Origin of the sequence: Stenotrophomonas sp. G4, from assembly GCF_003428825.1 — a bacterium.
Lineage (GTDB): Bacteria > Pseudomonadota > Gammaproteobacteria > Xanthomonadales > Xanthomonadaceae > Stenotrophomonas > Stenotrophomonas indicatrix.
The window spans coordinates 2309461-2335804 of record NZ_CP031741.1; the positions used below are offsets into that span (position 1 = coordinate 2309461).

The 26344-nt window shown below is 66.3% G+C and carries 20 protein-coding genes; 11 read left to right on the forward strand and 9 right to left on the reverse strand.

Features of this window, described 5'->3' with window-relative positions:
* Positions 1-158 precede the first annotated feature (158 nt).
* Positions 159-1163 carry a PHB depolymerase family esterase gene (locus D0Y85_RS10750; protein ID WP_117310444.1) on the reverse strand — a complete coding sequence of 335 codons (1005 nt, stop codon included), beginning with the start codon at positions 1161-1163 and terminating at the stop codon, positions 159-161.
* An 87-nt stretch (positions 1164-1250) separates the two neighbouring features.
* Positions 1251-2654: a GntP family permease gene (locus D0Y85_RS10755; RefSeq protein ID WP_117310445.1), complete on the reverse strand. Its 1404-nt coding sequence runs from the start codon at positions 2652-2654 to the stop codon at positions 1251-1253.
* A gap of 181 nt (positions 2655-2835) precedes the next feature.
* On the opposite strand from D0Y85_RS10755, the gene D0Y85_RS10760 reads away from it, so the two are divergent.
* The 4 genes from D0Y85_RS10760 (at position 2836) to D0Y85_RS10775 (ending at position 9784) form a co-directional block, all read left to right on the forward strand.
* Complete coding sequence (locus D0Y85_RS10760) at positions 2836-5010, forward strand: TonB-dependent receptor (protein ID WP_117311911.1); 2175 nt, start codon at positions 2836-2838, stop codon at positions 5008-5010.
* Between the two features lie 11 nt (positions 5011-5021).
* Positions 5022-5900 (forward strand): alpha/beta hydrolase, encoded by an 879-nt coding sequence (locus D0Y85_RS10765; RefSeq protein ID WP_117310446.1) that lies wholly within the window; start codon positions 5022-5024, stop codon positions 5898-5900.
* Positions 5897-6382, forward strand: coding sequence for a MaoC family dehydratase (locus D0Y85_RS10770; protein WP_227416492.1), 486 nt, complete (start codon positions 5897-5899; stop codon positions 6380-6382). Before D0Y85_RS10765 ends, D0Y85_RS10770 begins: the two co-directional genes overlap by 4 nt.
* Positions 6383-6451: 69 nt before the next feature.
* Positions 6452-9784 carry a PAS-domain containing protein gene (locus tag D0Y85_RS10775; protein ID WP_117310447.1) on the forward strand — a complete coding sequence of 1111 codons (3333 nt, stop codon included), beginning with the start codon at positions 6452-6454 and terminating at the stop codon, positions 9782-9784.
* A 7-nt stretch (positions 9785-9791) separates the two neighbouring features.
* Here D0Y85_RS10775 and D0Y85_RS10780 read toward each other — a convergent pair whose 3' ends face one another.
* Positions 9792-10466: a response regulator transcription factor gene (locus D0Y85_RS10780; protein WP_117310448.1), complete on the reverse strand. Its 675-nt coding sequence runs from the start codon at positions 10464-10466 to the stop codon at positions 9792-9794.
* Positions 10467-10554: 88 nt separating this feature from the next.
* On the opposite strand from D0Y85_RS10780, the gene D0Y85_RS10785 reads away from it, so the two are divergent.
* Both D0Y85_RS10785 and D0Y85_RS10790 read left to right on the forward strand, forming a co-directional pair.
* On the forward strand, positions 10555-12399 hold the full coding sequence (locus D0Y85_RS10785; RefSeq protein ID WP_117310449.1) for a 3-hydroxybutyrate oligomer hydrolase family protein: 1845 nt from the start codon (positions 10555-10557) through the stop codon (positions 12397-12399).
* 25 nt (positions 12400-12424) lie between these two features.
* On the forward strand, positions 12425-14086 hold the full coding sequence (locus tag D0Y85_RS10790) for a fatty acid--CoA ligase (protein WP_117310450.1): 1662 nt from the start codon (positions 12425-12427) through the stop codon (positions 14084-14086).
* 26 nt (positions 14087-14112) lie between these two features.
* Here the strand turns inward: D0Y85_RS10790 and D0Y85_RS10795 are convergent, their stop codons facing one another.
* Positions 14113-14565, reverse strand: coding sequence for a MerR family transcriptional regulator (locus D0Y85_RS10795; RefSeq protein ID WP_117310451.1), 453 nt, complete (start codon positions 14563-14565; stop codon positions 14113-14115).
* Positions 14566-14739: 174 nt separating this feature from the next.
* Between D0Y85_RS10795 and D0Y85_RS10800 the strand changes: the two genes are divergently transcribed.
* Positions 14740-15675, forward strand: a complete 936-nt coding sequence (locus D0Y85_RS10800; RefSeq protein ID WP_117310452.1) for an NAD-dependent epimerase/dehydratase family protein — start codon at positions 14740-14742, stop codon at positions 15673-15675.
* Between the two features lie 16 nt (positions 15676-15691).
* Positions 15692-16387 carry a type 1 glutamine amidotransferase domain-containing protein gene (locus tag D0Y85_RS10805; protein ID WP_117310453.1) on the forward strand — a complete coding sequence of 232 codons (696 nt, stop codon included), beginning with the start codon at positions 15692-15694 and terminating at the stop codon, positions 16385-16387.
* A 61-nt stretch (positions 16388-16448) separates the two neighbouring features.
* Here D0Y85_RS10805 and D0Y85_RS10810 read toward each other — a convergent pair whose 3' ends face one another.
* The gene (locus D0Y85_RS10810) at positions 16449-17030 is read right to left on the reverse strand and encodes a TetR family transcriptional regulator (RefSeq protein WP_025874512.1); all 582 of its coding nucleotides are present in this window, start codon (positions 17028-17030) and stop codon (positions 16449-16451) included.
* Positions 17031-17174: 144 nt separating this feature from the next.
* On the opposite strand from D0Y85_RS10810, the gene D0Y85_RS10815 reads away from it, so the two are divergent.
* The 3 genes from D0Y85_RS10815 to D0Y85_RS10825 are packed head-to-tail and all read left to right on the forward strand — an operon-like array spanning position 17175 to position 20182.
* Positions 17175-18272: an alkene reductase gene (locus D0Y85_RS10815; RefSeq protein WP_117310454.1), complete on the forward strand. Its 1098-nt coding sequence runs from the start codon at positions 17175-17177 to the stop codon at positions 18270-18272.
* Positions 18273-18318: 46 nt separating this feature from the next.
* Positions 18319-19107, forward strand: coding sequence for an SDR family oxidoreductase (locus D0Y85_RS10820; RefSeq protein WP_025874510.1), 789 nt, complete (start codon positions 18319-18321; stop codon positions 19105-19107).
* 52 nt (positions 19108-19159) lie between these two features.
* Positions 19160-20182, forward strand: a complete 1023-nt coding sequence (locus D0Y85_RS10825) for an NADP-dependent oxidoreductase (RefSeq protein ID WP_117310455.1) — start codon at positions 19160-19162, stop codon at positions 20180-20182.
* Positions 20183-20312: 130 nt separating this feature from the next.
* Here D0Y85_RS10825 and D0Y85_RS10830 read toward each other — a convergent pair whose 3' ends face one another.
* The 4 genes from D0Y85_RS10830 to D0Y85_RS10845 all read right to left on the reverse strand — a co-directional run bounded on the left by D0Y85_RS10830 (position 20313) and on the right by D0Y85_RS10845 (position 26314).
* Positions 20313-21887 (reverse strand): CocE/NonD family hydrolase, encoded by a 1575-nt coding sequence (locus D0Y85_RS10830; protein ID WP_117310456.1) that lies wholly within the window; start codon positions 21885-21887, stop codon positions 20313-20315.
* A gap of 124 nt (positions 21888-22011) precedes the next feature.
* Entirely contained in the window at positions 22012-23283 is a 1272-nt protein-coding gene (locus D0Y85_RS10835) for a carbohydrate porin (RefSeq protein ID WP_117310457.1), read from the reverse strand.
* Positions 23280-24677 (reverse strand): cytochrome c, encoded by a 1398-nt coding sequence (locus D0Y85_RS10840; protein ID WP_117310458.1) that lies wholly within the window; start codon positions 24675-24677, stop codon positions 23280-23282. The genes D0Y85_RS10835 and D0Y85_RS10840 overlap by 4 nt, the downstream gene beginning before the upstream one ends.
* A complete protein-coding gene (locus D0Y85_RS10845; protein WP_117310459.1) occupies positions 24674-26314 on the reverse strand; it encodes a GMC family oxidoreductase in 1641 nt (546 codons plus the stop codon). Before D0Y85_RS10845 ends, D0Y85_RS10840 begins: the two co-directional genes overlap by 4 nt.
* Positions 26315-26344 lie beyond the last annotated feature (30 nt).

A 26344-nucleotide genomic window follows, 5' to 3' on the forward strand; every position in this document is an offset into this window, starting at 1 on the left:
TGACAATGCCCCCTGTCAGGCGTGTTTCCCGCTGACAAGGCTAGCACGCGGCCTAGCCGTCCCGTCGGCTCGACGCTACAAGGCAAAGGCCGCACGCCAGTGCGGGAGCCGACCGCTCCCACACTGGCGCCGCCTCCCCTGCTCCTGTGCCTCCACACTCAGCGCTGCTGATCCTTCAGGAACAGCCAGGTAATCAACGTGGCATCCGGCCCCGTGGGATCGGTGAACGGCAAACCGGACTGGCTGCCGCTCCAGGCATGCCCCATCCCCTGCACCACGTAATGCTGCACCAGCGTCCTGCCGCCATAGGTGTAAGAGTCAACCGTGTAGGCGCGCCCACCCGGCACCTGGCCGTGGAAGGTGCTGGTCGGCACGTACTTCACCGAGTCGTTGTCCACGCCATCGTCAGCCAGGTCATTGGTCTGCAGGAACTGGCGCACGGCCTGCTGCCCGTTGATCGGGTTCACCGTGGCGTCGGCGGTGCCATGGAAGACCAGCACCGGGATCGGCCGCGGCGACGGCGAGCCCGAGCACTGCCAGGCCAGCCGCCCGTTGCTGTCCGGTGAGTAGATGCTGCCGGCCAACAGCGCATAGGCGCTGCCGGAGATCGTGGTCGCGCCCTTGTACATGCCGCCGGAGTGGATCGCGCCCGCCGCGAACACATCCGAATAGCAGGCCAGCATGATCGAAGTCATCGCCCCGCCGGCGGAAATGCCGGTGACGTACACGCGATGCGGATCGATGCTGTAGCCCGCCTTCACCTTGTCCACGATGCCGGCCAGGATGGAGGCTTCGCCACTGTCGCGCGCCTGGTTGATCGGCAGCTGCCAGTTCCAGCAGCGTGTGGGGTTGGAGGTCACGTTCTGCCGCGGGTAGACCACGATGAAGCCTTCGGTGTCGGCGACCTCGTTGAAGCCGGAGGCCTCGCCCATCAGGTTCGGCCCGGTCACGCAGCCGTGCAGCACCAGCAACAGGGGCAATGGCTGGGTTTCGTCGTAGCCGGCCGGCACCCACACCTGGTACTCGCGGGCGCCGAACAGATTGCCGTACAGGCCGACATCCCAATGCCCGGATGGGTCTGCCGCAGAGGCGGTACCCGTGGTCGCCAGCCAGGTGCACAGCAGCAGCAACAGCGCCTTGATTGAATCGATTCCAGATTTCATGACCAGATCCTCATGCGTGAGTCGTGGATGAAGTGGTACCGGAAATCCTCGTGGACCGACCTTCCAGAGGGTGCTGCGACGCCGCTGTCAAACCCAGCCGGTGGCGTAGTAGATGCCGATCACCACGAACACCGCGAGGGTCTTGATGATGGTCACTGCGAAAATGTCCTTGTAGGCCTGCCGATGGGTCAGCCCGGTGACCATCAGCAGGGTGATGACCGCACCGTTGTGCGGCAGGCTGTCCATGCCGCCCGATGCCATCGCGGCAACACGATGCAGCACCTCCATCGGGATGCCGGCAGCCTGCGCGTTGGCGATGAAGGTCTCCGACATTGCCGCCAGGGCGATGCTCATGCCGCCCGATGCAGAGCCGGTGACACCGGCCAGACCGGTTACGGTGACCGCTTCATGCAGCAGGGGGTCCTTGATCGCCCCCAGCGCGTTGGCCACCACCATGAAGCCGGGCAACGCGGCGATGACCGCGCCGAAGCCATATTCCGAGGCGGTGTTCATGGCTGCCAGCACGGCACCACCGATCGCCGCCTTGGTGCCTTCGGCAAACTGGGTGACCACCGGGCGCCAGGCCAGCGCCAGCACCGACAGGATGCCAACCAGCAGCGCCCCCAGCACGGCCCAGACTGCGGTGATCTTCGCCACGCCCTGCACCACCGGCGCGGCACTGCCCATGATCGACGGCACGAAGCTGTGTTCGGCGCCGTACCACTGCGGTATGCCCAGGGTGAACAGCTTGTTGGACACAAACACCAGCAGCAGCGGCAGCACGGCAATGCCCGCGTGTGCCAGATGGGTGCCTGCGAACGGCGCCGGCTCGTTCACCAGGGTGGCCGGGTCTCCGTAGCCCTCGCCACTGCGCACCGCCGCGCGACGGCGCCACTCCAGGTAGGCCATGCCCACCGCAAGCACGAACACACTGCCCAGCGTACCCAGCACCGGAGCCGCCCAGGTATCGGTGCCGAAGAACGTGGTCGGGATGATGTTCTGGATCTGCGGCGTACCCGGCAACGCGTCCATGGTGAAGCTGAAGCCGCCCACCCCCAGCGTGGCCGGAATCAGGCGCTTGGGGATGTTGCTCTGGCGGAACATCTCGGCCGCGAACGGATAGACCGCGAACACCACCACGAACAATGACACGCCGCCATAGGTCAGCAGGCCCGACACCAGCACGATCGACAGCATCGCCCGCTGCGGTCCGAACAAGCGGATCGCTGCACCCACGATCGAGCGGGAGAAGCCGGAAAGTTCGATCAGCTTGCCGAACACGGCGCCCAGCAGGAACACCGGAAAGTAGAGCTTGAGGAAGCCGACCATCTTGTCCATGAACAAGCCGGTGAACATCGGTGCCACCAGCGAGGGATCGGTGAGCAGCACTGCGCCAAGCGCGGCGATGGGCGCGAACAGGATCACGCTGTAACCGCGGTAGGCCACCAGGATGAGGAAGGCCAGCGCTGCAAGTACGATCAGTAACGACATACGGCGCTTCCGGGTGGGGACGCGCCCAGTATCCGGATCTGGCGACCGCTGCCGACTGGACCTAGGTCCACTCGCCGGTGCGCAACCGCGCCGCTAGCCTAGCGTCCATGGGTGGCAATGGGCCATTCGCCGCGTACATGCCTTGGGGGAGGACCGAATGAAACGGAATTGCTTGAGCCTGATGATCGGCACGCTGTTGGCCACCGGGCCGGTCCTGGCGCAGGACGCACCGCAGGGCGCGCCAGCAGCGGCCCGCGCCGCTTCGGCCACCAACCTGGACAGCATCACGGTGACCGCACGCAAGCGCGAGGAGACCCTGCAGGAGGTGCCGGTTGCCGTCACCGCCTTTACGTCCGAAGCCCTGGACAAGATGAACGTCCAGGACATCAGCGACCTTGATGGCCAGGTCCCCAACCTGACCATCTACGCGGCGCGCGGCGCCAGCAGCACGGTCACCGCCTACATCCGCGGCATCGGCCAGTCCGATCCCACCTGGGGCGCTGACCCGGGCGTGGGCATCTACCTGGACGACGTCTACATCGCCCGTCCGCAGGGTGCGTTGCTGGACGTGTTCGACGTCTCGCGCATCGAGGTGCTGCGCGGTCCGCAGGGCACGCTGTACGGCAAGAACACCATCGGCGGTGCCATCAAGTACATCTCGCGCGGCCTGCCCACCCAGACCGAAGGCTTCGCCCAGATCACCGTCGGCAACTACAGCCAGCTGGACGCCAAGGCGGCGATCGGCGGCCCGATCGGCGGGGCCGACAGCGGCCTGCGCGCGCGCGTGGCGGTGGCCAGCATGAATCGTGACGGCTTCGGCGAGAACACCTTCACCGACCAGCCGGTCAGTGACAAGCAGATCAATGCTGCGCGCTTCAACCTGGGTGCGTATGCGGGCGATGATTTCGACGTGCAGTTCGCCCTGGACTGGATCGACGACCAGTCGGGCATGCGTGGCTCGAAGATGCTGGCACCCAACCCGTTCGTGCGCGCCTACCCGCCGATGGATGACCGCTACGACATCCGCTCGGGCATGCGCAACCTCAACAGCGTGGAGACCAAGGGCGCCTCGGCCACGGTGAACTGGCGGCCCAGCGAAGACGTTGCGCTGAAATACGTGGTGGCCAAGCGCGAATCGGACAGCGACGCGAACATCGACTTCGACAGCACGCCGGTCAAGCTGGCCGATGTGGGTGGCACTTACCATGACGACCAGGTCAGCAACGAGCTGCAGCTGAACTACGATGCCGGCGGCCGCGTGCGGGGCGTGGTGGGCCTGTACCAGTTCAGTGGCGAGGCCGGTGGACAGATCCGCAACAACTTCTTCAACCTGCAGTTCGGCGACACCCGTGGCAAGGTGCTCACCGACAGCATCGCGCTGTATGCCGATTGGACGTTCGACCTGACCAGCAGGCTGAAGCTGGACGTCGGCGCCCGCTACACCGACGAGGACAAGCGCGCGATCGTGCTCAACCGCTTCTACTCGGATGCGACGTTCACCCGTCCGATCGCGGTCGCCGCCGATTTCGACAAGAAGACCAATTTCAAGAACGTCTCGCCCAAGGTGTCGCTGGATTACCAGATCACCCCGGACATCATGGTCTACGGCCTGGCCACGCGTGGCTTCAAGTCCGGCGGCTACAACATCCGCGCCAATGCCGTTGCCGTGCCACGCTCGGCCGAGCCGTTCGATGACGAGACGGTCGACAGCTTCGAGATCGGCAGCAAGATGGCCTTCCTCGACCAGCGCCTGTTCCTGAACCTGTCGGCGTTCCACAACAAGTACAAGGACATCCAGCTGTCGGTGTTCACCGGCATCGATACCAACGGCGACGGTGTCGACGATGCCTTCTTCGGCGATTTCACCAATGCCGGCGCCGGCACCATCAACGGCCTGGAAATCGAGTACCAGTACCTGCCCAGCCAGCACTGGCTGATCTCCGGCAACCTGGCCTGGCTGGATGCCAAGTATGACGAGTACATGGACCGTGGCGTCAACGTGGCCAAGCAGATGAAGTTCACCAACGCACCGGACTTCTCGGGCGCGTTGAACGTGGAGTACCGCACCGACCTGGCCAATGGCAGCAACCTGTCCGCACGGGTGAGCTACAGCTACCAGAGTGAAGTGTGGCCGACCACCGATCTGAGCCCGGTGATCCGCCAGGACGGCTACGGGCTGGTCAATGCCGGCGTGACCTGGAAGCTTGACGACGCCTGGACCTTCTCGCTGCAGGGCACCAACCTGGCCGACAAGGAGTACCGCACCACCGGTTACAACATTCCGGCGGTCGGCACGCTGATTGGTTTCTATGGGCCGCCGCGCCAATATGGCCTCAGTGTCCGTTACGATTTCTAGGAAGCTTCTGCATGACACCGTCTTACGATGATCTGTACTGGAAAAGTGACGATGGCCTGCGCCTGCATGCGCGTGACCATGCACCTGCAGGCGCGCAGCCGGCGCGCGGCACCGTGGTCTGCATCCCCGGCCTGACCCGCAATGGCGCCGACTTCGATGCGCTGGCCGCATCGCTGACCGCCGTCGGCTGGCGGGTGATCGCGGTTGACCTGCGAGGACGCGCAGGTTCGGAACGCGCATCGGACCCGTCCAGCTACAACCCGCGCACCTATGCCGACGACATGGTGGCGCTGCTGCGGTCGCAGAACATCGACAAGGCGGTATTCGTCGGCACATCGCTGGGGGTGCTGGTCACCATCACCCTGGCCTCGCGTGCGCCCGGGCTGATCGCCGCAGCAGTTCTGAACGATGCCGGCCCCAAGGTGCCGCGCGAAGCACTGGCGCGGATCGGCAAGTACGCCGGCAAGCCCGTGCCACCGATGGACCTGGCACAGGCCACGACCTATGTGGAATCCATCGGCAAGGCCGCGTTTCCGCGCTTCACCGTCGACGACTGGCGGGCGATGGCCGTACGCACGTTCCGCCAGCGCAGCGATGGCCTGCTGGAGCTGGACTACGACCCGGCGGTGATCCGTACCACGCGGCCGTGGGTGCTGTGGCTGCTGCGCCCGGTGCTGTGGCGCGCTGTGCGTGGCCTGACCTCGCGGGTGCCGGTGCTGGTGGTCCGCGGAGCGTTGTCGGACATCCTGCCTGCCGATGTCGCGCAGCAGATGGCCGCCACGTCGCCCAACGCCCGCCTCGTTGAGGTACCGGAGGTAGGCCATGCGCCGATGCTGTCCGAGCCCGAGGCGCGTGACGCGATCCTGGCATTGCTGGAGCGCGTGCGATGAGTTCCGGCGTGTCGAGGGATGCGCTGCCTGCCGCCCTGCAGGCCCTGCACCAATGGGCGGCAAGCGAGCGGCTGAGCGGCAGCACGCGCATCGCGCAGTCGCGCATCAATGCCTTCGCCGAGGCCACCGGTGACCACAACTGGATCCACACCGATCCGGCCCGCGCACAGACCGGCCTGCCGGGCGGGCTGACCATCGCCCATGGCTTCCTTCTGCTCTCGCTTACCGTAGAGGACGACGTGGCGGCCCTGGCCGGTTTTCCCGGCATCGCCCACGTACTGAACTACGGCTTGAACAAGGTCCGCTTCCTGGCGCCGGTGCCGAGCGGTTCCGATGTACGGGTGCGCTCGCAGCTGATGTCCTTGGAAGCGCGCAGGTCCGGGCAGTGGCTGCTGACCCAGCACAAGACCGTGGAAGTGGTTCCCGCCGGCGAGACAGCCGTGGTCGCCGAACAGTTGTCGCTGATCGTGCTCGCCGACTAGCGCCGCACCGTCCTCCCGCGCGGGGCGGGCCGGCTGCCCGCCGGCCGCGGTTCTCTCTACACTGGAGCGATGTTGACGCCCTCCATCGTCCTGTTCGCCTGCATCGCGTGGACCGTGCTGCTGTTCGGCGTCGCCCTGTGGGGGGAACGCCAGGGGCATCGGCTGTCGAAGGTATGGCCAGCCATCTACGCGCTGTCATTGGGCGTGCACTGCACGGCGTGGACCTACTACGGGGCTGCCTCGCAGGGCGTGCAATGGGGCTTCCCGATTCCGCCGACACTGATCGGCATGGCCCTCATTTTTGCCTTCGGCCTGCCGTTCCTGGTGCGGCTGGGGCGATTGGCCAAACAGCACAACAGTGCCACCATCGCCGACCTGGTGGTCGCGCGCCTGCGCGCCGACCAAGGGCTGGGCATCACCATCACCCTGGTCGCGCTGTTCGGCATCATTCCCTACATCGCGCTGCAGCTGAAAGCGGTCAGCCAGGGCCTTGCCGCCCTGCTCGGTGATCAGTTCGCACCGGTTGGCTGGCAGCTGGACGTGTCGTTCTGGTTCGCGCTGACGATGGCGGCGTTCACCACCCTGTTCGGCGCACGCAAGGCATCGGCGACCGAACACAACCGCGGCATCGTGGTCGCGCTGGGCCTGGAATCGCTGTTGAAGCTGACGGCACTGCTGGCCATTGGCCTGTATGCCGCGCTATCGGTGCACAAGGCCGGCACGCCGCTGCTTGAGAAAATGGCGCACCTGCCGCCGCCGGCGGTGGTGCCGGATTACCTGACCATGGTGGCGCTCGGTGCCATGGCCGCGTTCACCCTGCCGCATCAGTTCCATGTGGGCGTGGTCGAGCTGCGCCAGTCATCGGACCTGAAGACGGCGCGCTGGCTGTTCCCGGTCTACCTGCTGTTGATCGGCCTGCCGTCGGTGCCGATGGCACTGGCCGGTGCCGCGCAGCTGCCGCCCTCGATGACGCCGGATCTGTACGTGCTGGCCCTGCCGCAGGAGCGCGGCCATCACCTGCTGGCACTGCTGGCATACCTGGGCAGCCTGAGTGCCGCCACCGGCATGATGATCCTGTCCGGGCTGACCCTGTCGATCATGCTCGGCAACCACGGTGTGGGCTCGCGCCTGCTGAGCGGCGTCAATGGCTTCAACACCGGCGCGGATCTACGACCGCGGGTGCTTGCCTTCCGGCGCGCCGGCATCCTCGCCGTGTTCCTGATGTCGTGGCTGTACAGCCGCGCGATGAGTGGCACCGAGGCACTCAGCGATTTCGGCCTGATGTCATTCACCGCACTCTCGCAACTGGCACCGGCGGTGCTGCTGGCGGTATACCGTCCGCGCACGCCCTCCCCGGCCATCATTGCCGGCATCGTGCTGGGCTCGCTGGTCTGGTTGTGGCTGGTGCTGCTGCCCATGGTGCTCCCTGCCCCGCTGGCGTCGGCCGGTCCCGACGGACTGCACTGGCTGGCGATGTTCTCGCTGCGCATGCAGCCGGGCCATATCGCCATCAGCATGGGCGCCAGCCTGGCCGTCAACCTGGTAACCGTGGTGCTGGTGTCGCGTGCGGTGCGTCCACCGATGCCTCGCCAGCGGGACGCGGTGGCCGCGGCGTCGTTGCGCAAGACGGCTGGTCGTTTCCTCGGCCAGGAACGGGCACGCCAGCTGATGGACGGGCACGCCGGGCAGATGCTGGACGACGACCGGGTGACCGCCATCGAGCGCGAACTGACCGCCGTGGTCGGTGCAGGCATGGCGCGGCTGCTGGTGGAGGCGGCACGCGATGGTGGTGCTGCGCCGCTGGACGCTGTTACCCGCGCGGTCGGTGAAGCCACCCAGGTGCTGCGCTTCAACCAACGCCTGCTGGAGGCCGCCCTGGAGAACATGAGCCAGGGCATCAGCGTGGTCGATGCGCAGCTGCAGCTGGTGGCCTGGAACAGCCGCTACGCCGCGCTGTTCAAGTTCCCGCCGGAACTGCTGCAGGTGGGGCAACCGGTGTCGAACCTGACGGCGTGGGCGTTGGGACAGCTGAAGATCGGCGACACCCCTGGTGACTCGCGCGACAAGGCGTTGCAGCGGCGGGTGGTGCACATGCGACGCGGCACGCCGCACCTTTCCGAGCGGATTTTCCCGGACAACACCATCGTTGAGATCCGAGGCAACCCGATGCCCGGTGGCGGCTACGTGGCCACCTTCACCGATGTCACCGCGTTCCGGCGGGCAGAGGACGCGCTCAAGCGCAGTAACGAAACCCTGGAGCGCCGCGTGCAGGACCGCACCGCCCGGCTTGAACAGGCCGTGCATGAAGCCGAGCGGGCCAACGTGGCCAAGACCCGCTTCCTGACCGCAGTCGGCCATGACCTGATCCAGCCCCTGCATGCGGCGCAGCTGTTGACCGACGCCATGTCGCAGCACATCGAATCGGAATTCCTGGACAGTTTCCTGCGCCAGATTCGCGGCGCGCTGGATTCCACCGACGATCTGCTGTCGGGCCTGCTGGATATTTCGCGACTGGAAGCCGGTGGCCTGGTGGCCGATCCGCGCCCGTTCGCCTTGTCGACCGTGCTGGAGCCGCTTGCGCAGGAGTTCGCGGTGCTGGCCGCGGCGCGCGGCCTGCAGTTCCGCCATGTGCGCACCCGCGTGTGGGTGCACAGCGACCCGTTGCTGCTGCGCCGCGTACTGCAGAACTTCCTGGCCAACGCCATCCGCTACACCCGCCGTGGCGGCGTACTGCTGGGCGTTCGCCGGCACGGCCAGGCACTGTCGATCGGCGTGCATGACAGCGGCCCCGGCATCGCGCCGGAGCAACAAGCCGTGGTGTTCGAGGAATTCCACCGTGGCGACCGCAGCAATGGCCAGGGCCTCGGTCTTGGCCTGACCATCGCGCACCGCATTGCCGACCTGCTGCATGCACCGTTGGAACTGCAAAGCGAACTGGATCGCGGCTCGGCCTTTTCCATCACCGTGGCGCGTGCAGCGCCGCCTGAGGCGCCACGCACTGAGCCCGCCGCTGGCAACAGCAGCATCAAGGGCATCCGCGTGCTGGTGGTCGACAACGATGCGGAGGCGCTGGAGGCAATGCGGCTGATGCTGCTTGCCTGGGGCTGCGATGTCATCGCCGCGCGCGATGTCGCTGCGATGGGCGCGTCCGCACATGAGGCGGCACTGTGGCTGTTCGACTACCACCTTGATGAGGGCGATACCGGCGTCGCACTGTGGAAGCGCCTCGTCGCCGTGCATGGCGCGCGGCCGACGGTGATCCTCAGCGCCGATACCGGCAATGACACGCGCGAGGCGGTGCGCAGTGTGGGCCTGTCACTGCTGAACAAACCGTTCAAGCCGCTGGCGCTGCGCTGGGCGATCAACCATCTGCTGGCAACGGCCAGCACGGAAAGGACCTGACGAAGGATCAGCCGTCCTGCGCGTCTTCGATCTGCCGGGATGGGTCGGTCAACCCCATCTCGTGCAGCACGCGGATGGCCTGCGCGCGATTGCGCACGCCCAGTCGCCCCATGATGCGGGTCATGTGTGCCTTGACCGTGCGCAACTGCACGCCCAGCCGGTCGGCGATCTGCTTGTTGAGCAGCCCTTCGGCCACCAGGCTCAGCACCTTGTACTGATGCGCGGACAGGCTGGACAAGCGCGCGGCAAGATCGGCGTCCTTGCTGAAGGGAGCCACCCGCGCCACCGGCTCGCGCAGCAGCGCCGGTATCCAGCGCTCACCTTCCAGCACGGTCTGCAGTGCGGACTGCAGGTCAGTCAGGCCGGAGCTCTTGGGCAGGTACCCGGCTGCGCCCAGGTCGATGGCGCGGCGGATCACGTGCGGCTCTTCATTGGCCGAAACGATGATGATCGCCAGCCCCGGTTGCAGCGCACGTATGGTCGCCAGTCCGGCCAGGCCGTGGTTGCCCGGCATGTGCAGGTCCAGCAGCATCAGATCGATCTGCTGGCTCTCGATCGCTTCGAGCACGCCGTGCAGCGAATCGGCCTCGCTGATCTGCAGGTCAGCCACCGCCTCTTCGGCGGCGCGATGCAGCGCCGCGCGGAACAGGGGGTGGTCATCGGCGATAAGCAGGGTCGGCATGTCCAGCCGAGGTTAGCAAATCGCCTGCGCCTGGGCACGGGTACCAAGGTACGCTGGCGTGCGCCGCCCGGATGGTTAGGGTGGAGCAATGAACATCCACCGCCCCGTCATGCTGCTGTGCGCCGCGCTGCCATTGCTTCTGGGCAGCATCTCCAGCACTCACGCCGCCCCGCCCCGCCCCACCACCGCTGTTCCGGTGTTCGAGCAGTGGCGGGAAACCGTGCATCGCGGCAGCGACGAACTGCTGACCGCAGGCCTGGGCATCGACGCCCTGCGCTCGGCCACCGCGCCGGCGTTTGCCAACCCGGCCCAGCCCACGGCCGAGGAAGCACGGCGTCGTGCGATCTGGAGCAGCTGGCGCGGCATCGCCGACCTGACACCCGGCGGCGGCTTTGGCGGTGTCTACGGCAGCCTGCAGGCGGTACCCGGCCGCGAGTTCTCCGCCTATGCGCGCGTTCCCGGCGCCCGCCATCCCCATCGGGTACTGGTGCAGGTGCCCGACAGTTTCGACGCCGCGCGGCGCTGCCTGGTCGTCGCGGCATCTTCCGGTTCGCGTGGCATCCATGGCGCGATCGCGGTTGCCGGCAGCTGGGGCCTGGCACATGGCTGCGCGGTCGCCTATACCGACAAGGGCGCCGGCAGTGATTACTACGATCTGGACGCCAAGGCCGGCTTCCAGGCAGACGGCACGCCAGCCAGCCAAGGCGCGTTGGCCTTCATTCCTGCGGGTGCGACAGCCGCGCAGGGAATCGCCTTCAAACATGCCCATTCCGGTGACAACCCGGAAGCAGACTGGGGCCGCCATCTGCTGCAGGCGCTGCAGTTCGGCCTGCAGGCGCTGGACCGCGCCTATCCGCAATCGGCCCCGTTCACTGCGGCCAATACACGCACGCTGGGCGTGGGCGTATCCAATGGCGGTGGCGCCGTGCTGCGCGCGGCGGAGATCGAAGGCGACTGGTTCGATGCGATGGTGGCCGGCGAACCCAATGTCTCGGTGGCCGGCGCTCCGCCGCTGTACGACTTCGTCACCCAGGCCGCGTTGCTGATGCCCTGCGCCCTGCTGACCGAGGACGATCTACCACAACCGCCGATGCGGGCGCAGGCCGTGCCAGGGTGGACCCAGCGATGTGCCACGCTGAAATCCGCTGGGTTGGTGCAAGGCGATGACACTGCAGCACAGGCACGGTCGGCACGGCAGCAGCTGCTCGACGCGGGTTTGAGCGCCGATGCACTTCGCGCCGGTGCATTCTCCACCGGTTTCGATCTGTGGCGCGCCATCGCAGCGACTTATTCGTCAGCCTATGGACGCTACGCCACGGGTGAACATCCCTGCGCGTACAGCTTCTCGGCCGCCGGCACCGACGGCAGACCCCACGCGGCCACGGCCGAGGTTCGTGCAACCTGGTGGAGCGAGGGCAGTGGCATCCCGCCGGGCAGCGGCGTGGTTCTGGTGGACGGCAATGCCACCGGGGCAGCAGCTGATCCGCTGCGTGGCCTGCGCTGCTTGCGCGCACTTGGCGAGAGTGACAGCGCCGATGCCCGACGGGTACGCGCCGGCATCACCGCAGCGACTGCCAAGGCGCCGCGTCGCGGCCTGCCGATCGTGGTCATCCATGGCCTGGACGACGGGCTCGTACCGATCAGCATGACCAGTGATCGCTACGTGCCACTTGCCCGCAAGGCCGGGGCGCAGATCGCCTATTGGCGGGTGAACAAGGCACAGCACTTCGACTCGCTGCTGGCCTTCCCGGACTACCGGAAGCGCTACGTCCCGCTGCTGCCCTACCTGTTCGCGGCGATGGACCAGGTGTGGGAACACCTTGAAGATCCAGCGCGAGCGCTGCCGCAGGATACACTCATCCAGCCGAGCCCACGCGCGGAGGCGCCGCTGCTGCGCGAGCAGCTGTCCATTCCCGCGGCCCGCGGCCGCTGACGCGCCGCCCCATCAGGAAGATCACATGTCATTCGCCACCGCCGCAGACGCGCCCGCCGCCGAGCCTCAGGCCTACCCCCTGCTGATCAAGCAGCTGCTGCTGACACCTCTGGCAGTGCGTCCACGGCAGGAAATCGTCTACGGCGACAAGGTCCGCTTCGACTACCGCACCCTGCAGGCGCGCATCGGCCAGTTGGCCGGGCTGCTGACCTCGCTCGGGGTAAAGCGCGGCGATACCGTGGCGGTGATGGACTGGGACAGCAACCGCTACCTGGAGAGCTATTTCGCCGTGCCGATGATCGGAGCGGTGCTGATGATGGTGAACATCCGCCTGGCGCCCGAGCAGATTGCCTATACGCTCAATCACAGCGGTGCGCGGGTGATCCTGGCCAACCGCGAGTTCCTGCCGGTGCTGGACGCCATCGAAGAACAGCTGCCGGACATGCGCACGCGCATCCTGCTGGATGATGATGAGGGCCCGCTGCCAGCGGGTTTCGCGACCGAGTATGAGGCCGGGCTGCGCGAGGCCACGCCCATCACCCGCTTCCCGGACTTCGACGAGAACACCCGCGCCACCACGTTCTATACGACCGGCACCACGGGCCTGCCCAAAGGCGTGTACTTCAGCCATCGGCAACTGGTACTGCACTCGCTTGCGGCGATGGCAGCCCTCGGCAGCGCGTCCAGCCAGGGCCGCCTGCACCGCGACGATGTCTACATGCCGATCACGCCGATGTTCCATGTCCATGCCTGGGGCATGCCGTACGTGGCCACGCTGCTGGGCATCAAGCAGGTCTACCCCGGCCGCTACCTGCCGGGCACGTTGCTGGCGCTGATCGCCCGCGAGAAGGTGACGTTCTCGCACTGCGTGCCGACCATCCTGCATATGCTGCTGGGCCATCCCACCGCTGCCGATACCGACCTGCGCCGCTGGAAGGTGATCATCGGCGGCGCGGCACTACCGCGGGCACTGGCGCAGCAGGCACTGGCCCGTGGCATCGACATCTTCGGTGGCTACGGCATGTCCGAAACCTGCCCGCTGCTCACCCTCGCGCAGATCGATGCCGACGCCGTGGACGGCCCGGACGAGGAGCTGTCCCTGCGCACCAAGGCCGGCATTCCGGTGCCGCTGGTTGACCTGCGCATCGTCGACGAACGCATGAATGATGTTGCCCACGATGGCATCGCCACCGGGGAAGTGGTGGTGCGCACGCCCTGGCTCACCCAGGGCTATCTGCACAATCCGGACGCTTCGACGGCGTTATGGGCCGGCGGTTACCTGCACACCGGGGACATCGGCAACATCGATGGCAGCGGCTACCTGCGCGTGACCGACCGCATCAAGGATGTGATCAAGACCGGTGGCGAGTGGATCTCCTCGCTCGCCCTGGAGGACATCATCGCCCTGCATCCGGCGGTCAACGAGGTCGCGGTCATCGGCATCAGCGATACGAAATGGGGCGAACGACCGCTGCCGTTGGTGGTCCGGCAGCATGGCAGCGATGTGACCGAGGCGGAGATCATCGAACTGGTCGCAGCACGCAGCCGCTCCGGTGATATCTCCCGCTACGCGATCCCCGACCGCGTCAGCTTCGTCGATTCGCTGGAACGCACCAGCGTGGGCAAGATCAACAAGAAGAAGCTGCGCAGCCTGCATGATGTGGGCGCAGCCACCGACGCAGGTTGACGCTGCGGCCTGCGGCCAACGGAGGGTCACTTCATTCCTCTACGTGGTCGCCCTGCGCGCCCGTCCCGCTGGCGCCGTGGAGGATCCAGCAGATCCATCAGCCTGAGCTGGTTGTCGGTGCAGGAAATGCCCTCAGGGCGTTGGGTGACACCCTCGATGATGCCCAGCAGGCGCGCTTCGTTCTCCTGCAGTTGCAGGATCAAGCGCCGGATCTCGGCCAGGCGCCTGCCCAGCGACTCGACCAGGCCTTGGTGATCGCACGCCTGCGTGCCCCCAGGCAGGAAATGCCGGATCTCATCAAGTGAGAAGCCGACGCGTTGCGCGTTGTCGATGATCTGCAGCACGCCCAATACGTCCGGGGAATAGATCCGGTAGCCGTTGCTCCCCCTGGGCGGCGCGCTGATCAGGCCTTCGGCCTCATAGAACCGGATGCGCGATGGGGCCAGGCCCGTGGCCTTGGCCAGATCCCCGATTTTCATCTTGACACCGCCCCTTGACCTTCAAGTTGACTTTAAACATACACTGCCGCGACCGTCAGCGTGAGAGGTTGCCGACGGCGGTCTGGCGAGCACCCGCGCGGCACTGTGGCGCCGGCGCCCTGGGCTGAACTTCCACCCCGGGCGATCAGAGGCCCAGACGCCCAAGGAAAAGAGATGCAGACCATTCTGGGAGCAAACGGCCAGATCGCCCAGGAACTGGCGCGCGCGCTGAAGCGCACCTACACCGACGACCTTCGCCTGGTGAGCCGCACGCCGCGGCCGGTCAACACGGGCGACCAGCTTGTGCCGGCGGACCTGCTGGATGCAGAGCAGACGCTGAAAGCCGTTGAAGGCAGCGACATCGTCTATTTCACCGCAGGGCTGCCGCCGGATTCAGGGCTCTGGGAGCGGCAGTTTCCTTCCATGCTGAAGAACGCGCTGGATGCCGCCGTCGCCACCGGCGCTGCATTTGCGTACTTCGACAATACCTACATGTATCCGCAGACGGCGGCTGCGCAGACCGAGGACACCGTGTTCGCGCCGGCCGGCAGGAAGGCACGCGTGCGCGCAGAGATGGCGCGCATGGTCCTGGATGAGATGGCAGCCGGGCGCATCGCCGTCACCATCGCCCGAGCACCGGAATTCTATGGCCCGGGCAGCACGCAGAGCTTCACCAATGCCCTGATCATCGACAGGCTGAAGGCTGGCAAGTCGCCGCGCGTGCCACTGCGCGACGATACCCTCAGAACGCTGATCTGGACGCCCGACGCCAGTCGCGCGCTCGCACTGCTGGGCAATACGCCCGACGCGCAGAACCAGACGTGGCATCTGCCCTGCAGTGAGCCGAGATTGACCTATGCCCAGTTCGCCACCCTGGCCTGCACTGTGTTCGGCAGGCCGGACACCCATGCCACCCTCGGCAGGACTGCGCTGTACATCGCCGGCCTGTTCTCGAAAGGTGCGCGCGAGATTCGGGAGCTGCTGCCGCGCTATGAGCATGACAATCGCTTCGAATCCGGAAAGTTCAAGCAGCGCTTTCCCGACTTTCCCGTAACCAGCTACGACGCAGGACTGCGGCAGATCAAGCACGAATGGGAAACCCGAAAATGAGCCAGAGGCGTATCCGATGAACCGTCGCATCCTCCATGTTGTCACCAATGTCGCGCATTACGATGACCCCAGCCACAGGACCGGGCTCTGGTTGTCGGAACTGACGCATGCCTACGACCTGTTCGCCGGGCAAGGCCATGAACAGCACCTGGTCAGCCCACGTGGCGGGCACTCACCGCTTGAGCCGCGCTCGCTGAAATGGCCGGCGCTGGACCATTCGGCGAAGGCATGGCTGCAGGATCCGGCGCGCATGGCACTGCTGGACAACACGCTCGCCCCCGACAACGTCGACGCTGCCGCGTACGACGCGATCTACTTCACCGGTGGGCATGCGGTGATGTGGGATTTCCCGGACAGCGAGGGCATCCAGAAAATCACCCGGGACATCCATGAGCAGGGCGGAATCGTCTCGGCGGTCTGCCACGGCTATTGCGGCCTGCTCAATACCCGGCTGAGCAATGGGCAGCTGCTGGTGCAGGGCCGGCGGGTAACAGGATTCTCCTGGACCGAGGAAATCCTGGCGGGTGTTTCCAGGCAGATGCCGTACAACGCGCAGGCGGAAATGTCCCGGCGAGGAGCCCTGTACGAGAAGGGACTACTGCCGTTCGTGCCGAAGGTGGTTGTCGATGGCAGGCTGGTCACCGGCCAGAATCCGCAGTCGGCCAAGGCGACGGCAAAGGCGGTTGCGGCGCTGCTGCGGACGTCCGGCTAGCACCGACCATTGCCTTCCAGCGCAGCGTCTTCCAGCACGTCCTGGCGCTGGAAGGCGCAGCTCAGCGGCTGGACGCAGCTGGCAACCGGGCCAGCAGATCCGCCCGGCATGCATCCAGGATTTCGTCCGCCAGCGGCGATTCGTCCGGGCAGGACCTCGACAGCACCAGCGCGCCGACCGCTTGAGCCATCAGCGCAATCCTGCGCGCACGCGCCGCATCGTCCGGATCGCGCTGCGCCTGCCCCTCCTGCGTGGCCCGTGTTGCCAGCCTGGCCTCGATGCCGGCCGCAAAGGCAGCCTTGACCGCGTCCGTCTGCCGCGCCGCGTCGGTGCACAGCGCCGCCAGCGTGCAACCCTGGCCGGGCCCGTCGCGGTGCGCGCGGGACAGGTACTCGCTCACGAATGCCTGCACATCCAGATCAGCCACCGCTGCGGCCGAGCTGGTCAGGCCGCAGGCGGCTGCTTCGGCCATCAGGTCGGCCTTCGAGCCGAAATGCTTGTAGAAGCCGCCATGGGTGAAGCCAGCGGCGGCCATCAGGTCGGCCACGCCAACGCCGTCGTAGCCGCGCTCGCGGAACAGCGTGGAGGCGGTTTCGACGATGTGTGCCCGGTTGGCCTGCGCCTGTGCCTTGGTGACCTTCATGAGCCTTCGCCCTTGGGAGTCCTGTCGCGTGTGGAGGGCACTTTAACACACATAGATTATATTCATCATCAAACCATTGACATCAATGATGATGGTCATCATCATTGATCCAGACCCCTCCTCCGTAGACGAGCCCACCCTCCCATGTCCGACGCCACGCTTTTCCAGCCCTATCCCCTCGGCCCGCTGACGCTGGCCAACCGCATCGTGATGGCACCGCTGACACGCAACCGCGCCGGCGAAGGCCTGGTACCCAGTCCGCTGGCCAGCACCTACTACGCCCAGCGCGCATCAGCCGGCCTGATCATCACCGAAGCCACCCAGGTCTCGGCGCAGGCGCAGGGCTACCAGGACACCCCGGGGCTGTACACGCAGGACCAGATCGACGGCTGGCGCACCGTCACCGATGCGGTGCACGCACGCGGCGGGCACATCTTCGTGCAGCTGTGGCACGTCGGCCGCATCTCGCACGTCGACCTGCAGCCCGGCAACGCCGCGCCGGTTTCCGCCTCGGCCCTCCGCGCGCAGACCAAGACCTTCGTCAACAATGGTTTCGTCGATGTGTCCGAGCCGCGCGCCCTGGAAATCGACGAGCTGCCCGCCATCGTCGACGATTTCCGCCAGGCCGCTGCCAACGCCATCGCAGCGGGTTTTGACGGCGTGGAGATCCACGGCGCCAACGGCTACCTGCTCGAACAGTTCATCAAGGACGGGGCCAACCAGCGCACCGACGCGTATGGCGGCTCGGTCGAGAACCGTGCCCGCCTCCTGCTTGAGGTGACCGCTGCGGTGGCGGGCGAAATCGGCGCTGACCGCACCGGCGTGCGCATTTCGCCGGTGTCGCCGGCCAATGCCATTTCCACCGTCAGCGATCCGCAGCCCCAGTACGACTACATCGTCGATCAACTCAGCGCGCTGGGCATTGTCTACCTGCATGTGGTCGAGGGCGCCACGGGTGGCCCGCGCGATGTGGCACCGTTCGACTTCGATGGGCTGCGCCGTCGCTTCAACGGCACCTACCTGGCCAACAACGGCTACGACCTGCAGCTGGCCAGCGCCCGAGTATCCGAAGGCAGGGCCGATCTGGTCGCCTTCGGTCGCCCGTTCATCAGCAACCCCGATCTGGTCGAGCGCCTCAAGCGCGGCGCAGCGCTGGCGGCACTGAACCCGGCCACGCTGTATGGCGGTGGCGCCGAAGGCTACACCGACTACCCCACCCTGGCTGAAGCGCACGCGCAGTAACGCGGCCGCCCGCATCCGACACGTCCCCCGTCCAGAGAAGCCCATCATGTCCGTCCTCCCTTCCGTCCTCATCACCGGCGCTTCCAGCGGCATCGGTGCCACCTATGCCGACCGCTTCGCGCGGCGCGGGCATGACCTCGTCCTGGTCGCGCGTGACAGCGCCCGACTGGAAGCACTCGCCGCGCGACTGCGCCAAGAGACCGGCGTGGCGGTGGACATACTGCCGGCCGATCTCACCCAGGCTGACGCGCTGGCCACGGTCGAGGCACGGCTGCGCGACGATGCGCGCATCGGCATCCTCATCAACAATGCCGGTATCGCCCAGTCCGGCGACTTCCTCGCACAGTCGGCCGACGCCATCGAACGCCTGGTCACCCTGAACACCACCGCGCTCACGCGCCTGGCCGCCGCCATTGCGCCGCGGCTGGTCGGTGCCGGCAACGGCGCGATCGTCAACATCGGATCGGTGGTTGGACTTGCACCGGAGTTCGGCATGTCCGTGTACGGCGCGAGCAAGGCATACGTGCTGTTCCTGTCGCAGGGCCTGAGCCAGGAACTGGCCCCGAAGGGCGTCCATGTGCAGGCGGTGCTGCCCGCTGCCACGCGCACCGAGATCTGGGAACGCGCCGGTATCGACATCACCACGCTTGCTGAAGTGATGGACGTTGGCGAACTGGTCGATGCAGCGCTGGTCGGCTTCGATCGTCGCGAAACGGTGACCATTCCGCCGCTGCACGTGGCCGAACGCTGGGACACGCTGGATGGCGCACGCCAGGCCCTGCTCGGCGACATCCGCCAGGCGCACGCCGCAGAGCGCTACCGCACCGGCGCCTGAGGCCGGCCTCCGTTGCATCCACCCGGCCCCATCACTGCAGGAACCGTCCGCCATGAAAGCCTTCATCATTGACCGCTACAGCAGCAAGGACGTCGGCCGCATCGCCGACGTGCCCGAGCCGCATGTGGGCGACGACGATGTCCTGATCCGGGTTCATGCCGCAGGCGTGAATGCACTGGACAGCAAGATCAGGCACGGCGAGTTCAAACAGATCCTGCCCTATCGCTTTCCGTTGATCCTGGGCAACGATGTGGCCGGGACGGTGGTGCGGGTCGGCGATCGCGCAGGCCGGTTCAAGCCGGGCGACCAGGTGTATGCCCGCCCGGACGATGATCGCATCGGCGGATTTGCGGAGTACATCGCGGTCAAGGCCTCCTCGGTCGCACCAATACCGAAGAACCTTGGCATGGTCGAGGCTGCCGCCCTGCCACTGGTGGCACTAACCGCCTGGCAGGTGCTGGTCGAAACCGCAGCATTGAAGAAGGGACAACGGGTCTTCATCCAGGCCGGCTCCGGTGGCGTCGGCACGATTGCGATCCAGCTTGCCAAGCACCTTGGCGCCTTCGTCGCCACCACCACCAGCACGGCCAACGTTGCCTGGGTGAAGGCACTGGGTGCGGACGTCGTCATCGATTACCGGCAGCAGGACTTCGCTGCCGTGCTGCGTGACTACGACGTGGTCCTCAACAGCCTCGGCAGCGCCGAACTCGATCGATCCCTCGGCATCCTCAAGCCCGGCGGTCACCTGATTTCCATTTCCGGGCCACCCACGCCGGCATTCGGTGCGGCAAGAGGATTGGCCTGGCCGCTTCGGCAGGTGCTGCGCCTGTTGAGTCTTCGCATCCGCCGCAAGGCCGCGCGCAGGAACATCCGGTACAGCTTCGTGTTCATGCGTGCTGATGGGCAACAGCTGGAACAGGTCACGGCACTGGTCGAATCAGGCGCCCTGCACCCGGTGGTCGACACGGTCTTTCCCTTCGAGGAAACCGGCAGAGCATTGGCCTACATGGACGGCGGCCGCGCCAAGGGCAAGGTGGTGGTGCAGATGGTGCAGACACAGCACGTGCAGCCCTGAGGAGTACGCTGAGCGGACAGGGGCGTCCCGATACAGGACGGCCGGCAAGCGTTGACTCCAGCACGTGCACGTGGGGGCGACCGTGCGCACAGGGAGTGCCCGTGCCCGCAACGGCGGGCACGGGATCGATTCAATGCAACGGCACCTTCAGCACAGATGGTGCGGACGCGGGCGAACTGAAGGTCACCGCCCCGCCCAACTGGCTGATGCCTGCATAGCGCAGGTCCACCGTATCGACCACCAGCGTCAGCCGGCTGCCCGCCGGAATGTTCCAGCTGCTCGCTTCCAGACGCAGATCGAGGGTGGTCGCCTGGCCGGGCGCAACGCCACGCAGGGTGTAGGGCTTGTGGCTGATCAGCTGGCCATTGCCCAGCACATCTTCCGCGTACAGATAGGCATACAGCGTGGTGTTGGCGCGGCTGGGGGTAACGGTCACGCGCACTTCCGGCGCGCCGTCCAGGCGGCGTGCGTTCCAGTACACCGGCCCCTGCCAGACGCCGGCGGCGTTGCGCCCGATGAAAGGCACGTACGCACCCGGCGGAAGGTTGATCATCTGCAGCGAGCCGGACACCATCGCCACGCCGGAATTGGCGGCGGTAGCCAGGCCACTGCCGATGCGGTAGTTCCAGCCGTTGCTGCGCCCGTTTTCAACCAGCCCCCCGGTGGGCAGAAGCAGGCCGCCGGGTGCGGTCAACGCGTAGCTGACCGCACCACTGTTGGTGGCCTGCCAGTTCGGGTAGCTGCTCCAGCTGCCCTTCTGCGACTTCAGCTGCACCGCCGGCTCGCGGTCGATGCCGTTGGCCACGCCCTTGAGGTAGTGGTCGAACCAGTCGCCCGCCGAGTCGTAGACCTCGTTGGGAATGCCCAGTGCGCCCAAGGCCTCGTTGAGGGCATGGTCGCCGTGGCGCAGTTGCAGCTGCTTGGGGCCTTTCAGCTGGTTGAAGAAGTCCACCAGCTGACCCGGCGGGAACAGGCTGTCGTTGAAGGCGTTGGCCAGGAACACGGCCGGCTGGTTGGCGTTGATCTCGCTGATGCTCGCAGCAGGGCTGCGGATCGCGGCCACGGGCAGCAGCGATTCCACTGCACCCTGGTAGTTGCCGACCACCACGTTGCGGTTGATCGTGGCCAGCTCTGCCCCGGGTCGGCCGGTGACCAGGCCGGCGGCCACCAGCAGCGCGATTCCCTGTGCGCTGGGGGTGTCGTTGGCGTACAGCGACGCCTGCAGGTCGGCCCATCCGCTGAGGGCAGCCACCGCCTTGATGCGGGGATCGCGTGCCGCCGCCAGCAGGCTGGTGCCGGCGCCGTAGGAGATGCCCGAGACGCCGATCCGCGCCGGGTCGGCCTGGGTGTTGTCCAGCGCCCAGTCGATCAATGCGCTGACATCCTCGACCGTGGCCGGCCCGGCAATATCGATGGCCCCGCCGGACTCCCAGAAGCCGCGCGAGCTGTAGCTGATGACCACGTAGCCGCGCTTGGCCAGCGCCTGTGCCACCCCTACGTACTCCACGCTCGGTACGGCCCAGCTGCTGGGCATCACCAGCAGCGGGTACTTACCGCCACCTGCGTCCTGGGGTTCGATGACAAAGACCCCGAGGGGCGTGCCGTCCCAGCTGGCAAGGGTGCGGTGGGTGGTCTTGACCGTGGCGGCCCAGGCGGTGGGCGACAGTCCGGTCAGCAGGATCAACAGCAGCAATACCTTGCGCATCGTCGTCTCTCCCCGTCGTTGGTGGTGCAACGGGCAGGACCGTACCAGTGCGAATGGTGGCTTACACCTTGCGTTGCAGCATGGGGCGCACGTTCGGCACCCCATGCTGCGGGCCCTGATGCGCCTACAGCGTCGCCTGCGCCTGCAGGGTGAACACCCAGCTGTCGGGTCGGCTGGCATAGGCGCCGGGCCGTGCCACGTACTGCACCGCCGGCCGCAGCACCAGCCACGGGGCGACCTGCACGCCGTAGTTCAGCTCGACGAACTGCTCGTTGCTCTGCACATCCTTTCCGGTCAGCTGCTGATGGCGGGCGAGCCGGTCGGAGATGTCCAGCCGGTTCCAGGCCAGGCTGAGCACATCATCCTCGCGCGATGCGATCACGCCGCGCCAGCTCACGCCCGCCTCCCACGAGTAGCGCATCAACCCGGTCTTTGCATCCGCCCGGGTGGCCACGCCGAACACCGAAATGCCGCGCACCGTGTCACCCTCGGGCTTCCACACCCGCTGCGCGGCCTGCACGTACGAACCGCTGCGATGCGAAGCGCGAGGTGCCGTCGGGTCACCGATGTCATCGGCGTTGGAGGTATCCAGGTAGTAGCCGACCTTGTAGGTACCGCCATAGTCCTCGCCGGACTTGCCATGGCTGTAGCCCAGCTCGACCGGCAGGAACAGGCCGGTCTTTCCCTTCGTCGAAACACGGAAGCCACTGTTGGCCTGCTTGCGCGTCGGGTTGACGTCATAGATGCCGGTTTGTGCGTACCAGCCCGAGGGATCGTTCCACTTTACCCGCAGGCCCCATTGGCCCGTCGGGTTGTCCAGCCACCCGGAGCTGTAGATCGGGCCCAGCGGATGCCCGCACTGGCCGTTGTTGTTGAAATTGCAGGTGTAGGGCAAGCCACCGAAGTCGTTGCCCATCGAGTAGAAGCCACCCTTCAGGCTCAGCCGCTTGTCCAGCAGCAGCCGTTCGTAGGAGAGTTCGTTGAAACGCAGGTTCTGGCCCTGGCCATAGAAGGCCTGGTTCTGGATGTAGGAACCGGTGGATCGTTCGTTGATGGCGTTGCCGAAGCGATCGGAGAGCACCACGCGCAGGGTGCCGTCGAAGCCGAATGCCTTGCCGGTGTCGATCGTCGCGCCCAGGTCCATGTGCTCGGCGGTGGACCAGCCGCTGCCCTTGTATCCATCGCTGTTGACACCGCTGCCGATCACGATGCGCGCACTCGGCGTGACACCGCGGTCCTGCAGCCAGAGGCGCGCCGCCCAATCTGCGCTCAGCGGCGTCTGCGCGACGCTGTCGACCGATTTGGGCTTGGCGGTGGCACTGGATTCGGCAGCCGACACCGACCCGTTGACGATGAAGGCAAGCAGCCCGATGCCGGTCAAGGATACGAAATTCATGCGGCCGCCCTCCGCGCCTTTCGGGTCTTCCAGGCGCGTCGCACCAGCAGCACGATGCCTACCAACGCCAGCACGGCAAGGATGAGCATCGGCAGCCACAAGCGTGCAATCTTCGCCAGAAGTGGCTTCTCGCCGCCGGCACGGGTCAGCGCAACCTGCGCCTCGGTGACCTGGTCGCCCGGCCCGAACTGCGTGCGCACGTAGGTCGCAACCGCTGCGATATCGGCGTCACTCAGGTCCTGTACGAACGAGCCTTTCGAGAAGTGCGGCATCAACGCGTGTTCGCCGTGCACATCGCGGTCAACGCCGCCGATGATGGTGGCGATCAGGTTCTGCGGGCGGGTCATGCCAACGGTGGTGTTGTGCACCAGGGAGGGATAGTACCCGTCCCTGCTGCCCTCGCCGCGCGATCCGTGGCAGCTTGCGCACAGGCCCGAATACAGCACCCCGCCCGAGGCCAGTGCAGCACTCGTTCCGCGTACCGGCTGCTCACCCGGCGCCGTGGCGGCGTCGCCCCACGCGAAGGCTGGCCGGGTGGCCTCAGGATCGGCCACGGCCGGCACCGTGCGCAGGTAGTCGACGATGGCGGCGATGTCCTCGTCCTGCAGCTTGGACAGGCTGTTGCTCACCGCTTCGGCCATGCCGCCACCGGCCTGCGCCTTGCCGGCGACGCGGCCGGTCTTCAGGTACTGGGCCAGCTCGGCATCGCTCCAACCACCGATGCCGCTGGTGGGGTGGGAGGTGATGTTGGGGGCGTACCAGTCACCCAGCGATCCGCCGGCAAAGGCCTTGCCGCCCACTTCCTGCATCATCAGCCCGCGCGGGCTGTGGCAGCTGGAGCAATGCGCCAGGCCCTCCACCAGATAGGCGCCGCGATTCCACTGCGCGCTCCTGCCCGCATCGGGGGTGAACGTTTCCTTGTCCAGGAACAGCAGGTTCCACACCGCCATGGACTGGCGGATGCTGAAGGGGAACGGCAGCTCGGTCGCGTGAGCTTCCTCATCGACCGGCGCCACCTCCTTCATGAAGTAGGTATACAGCGCGTGGATGTCCTCGTCGGTCAGCTTGGCATAGGAGGTATAGGGCATCGCCGGATAAAGATGGGCGCCATCCTTGCGCACGCCTTCACGTACCGCCCTGGCGAAATCACTTTCGCTGTAGAGGCCGATGCCATGGCTTCTGGAGGGCGTGATGTTGCTTGCCCATATCTCACCCAGCGGCGAGGCAATCGCGTAGCCGCCTGCGTAGGGTTTGCCCTGCCTGGGGCTGGTGTGGCATGCCACGCAGTCCGCAGCGACCGAGAGGTAGCGCCCACGTTCGGCAACCTCGTCGGCGCGCGCGGATTGACTGGCTGCGGCCAGCAGCATCAGCAGAGCCGAGGCGAAGGTCTTCATGCGGCACGCTCGATGGCATCTGCCGCCTTCAGCGCAAGCGCGGCCATGGTCAAGGTGCTGTTGACCACGCTGGCCGACACCATGGGGCCGCCGCCCGGGAGCCACAGGTTGGGATGATCGTGTGCGCGGCAATCGCCATCGACCACCGAATCGCGCGGGTCAGCGCCCATGATGGTCGAGCCCATGATGTGGTTGTTGGCGTTGAGCGCCGTGGTGATGACGAATTCCTCGGCGTTGAACAGCGAGCCGATGTGACGCAACTGCTTGCAGGACTCGTCATAGCCCTTGCGGGCGTAGTCGCCCAGCGAGTAGTGGATATCCGGGCAGGCCAGGCCGTGGCCATCCACCCGCGTTTTCGACAGCGTCAACCGGTTGCTGGGATCCGGCAAAGGTTCCAGGCTGATCGAAAGATCCACGCCGAAGACCGCACGGCGGCGGATCTCCGCATCCAGCGCGTCGCCGACCAGGCCTTTCTTCAGCGCCTGGTCGGTGGCGATCGCCACCCGGCTGATGTTGTTGAGGATGATCTTGGTGGCCGAGTACTGCGAGCGGAAAGCGCCGTCTCGCGGGCCAACCATGCAGCTGGACTGCGCCGGTCCACGGCCCAGCCAGATCGGCCTGTCGGCAATGAACGAGCAGTGGAAACCGGAATGGTCGAGCATGTTGCGCCCCACCTGGTCGGAACTGTTGGCGATGCCGTTCGGGTTCTGCTCATTGGCGGCAAGCAGCAGCAGACGCGGCGTCTCCAGTGCGTTGCACGCAATCACGAAACTGCGGCCGGTGGCCTTGTGGCTGACCTTGTTGTTGTCATACCAGTGGATGGCCGTGACCCGGTTCTGCGCGTCGGTATCGATCTTGTAGGCCACTGCTTCGGCCAGCACCTGCGCACCCAGTTTCTCGGCCGCTTCGATGGTATGGATGCCGTTGTACATCGCGCCGATCGGGCAGATCGGCTGGCAGTTGTTGTTGCCGCAGCAGGCGGGCCGGTCGTTCCAGGGCGTGACCATGCGACCCTGCGGAATGGGTACCAGGTTGTAGCCGTGCGGATTGACCACCTCGGCGAACACCTTGTCACCGTTGCCCCAGGGAATCATGTCGGCGAGGTAGGGCCTGGATCGCTCGGAGGGGCTCTGCTTGTCCGGATCATTCGGCCCGGAGACGCCCATCGCCTCCTCGGCGCGGCAGTAATAAGGCTCGATGTCGTCGTAGCTGATCGGCCAGTCGCGCCCCACCCCGTAGGTGCTCTGCATCCTGAAGTCCACCGGCAGGTGGCGCCAGCAGGAGGCGGCCCAGTGCCAGGTGGTGCCACCGACGGCCTTGATGAAGCCCTGATGGAAGCTGCTGGCGTCGGGGCCGGTCAGGCCCACGTAGTCATTGGCCGGGAAGTACAGCGGCGCGGTGGCAAGCGGTGACTGCGGATACGGCCCCTGGAAATCACTGCCGATGCGCCGTTCGAAGCTGGCGTTGCGCCAGTTCTCGACCACGTCGGAACGATGCAGGCGGGGGCCCGCCTCCAGCACAAGAACCGATTTTCCGGCACGAACCAATTGGTGGGCGATCAATGCGCCGACGACGCCCGAACCGACGATCACAACATCGGCATCGGCGTCGCCATCACGGAAAACCGGAGCTTTCATGAGGGGAATCCATAACAATTACGGGAAAAG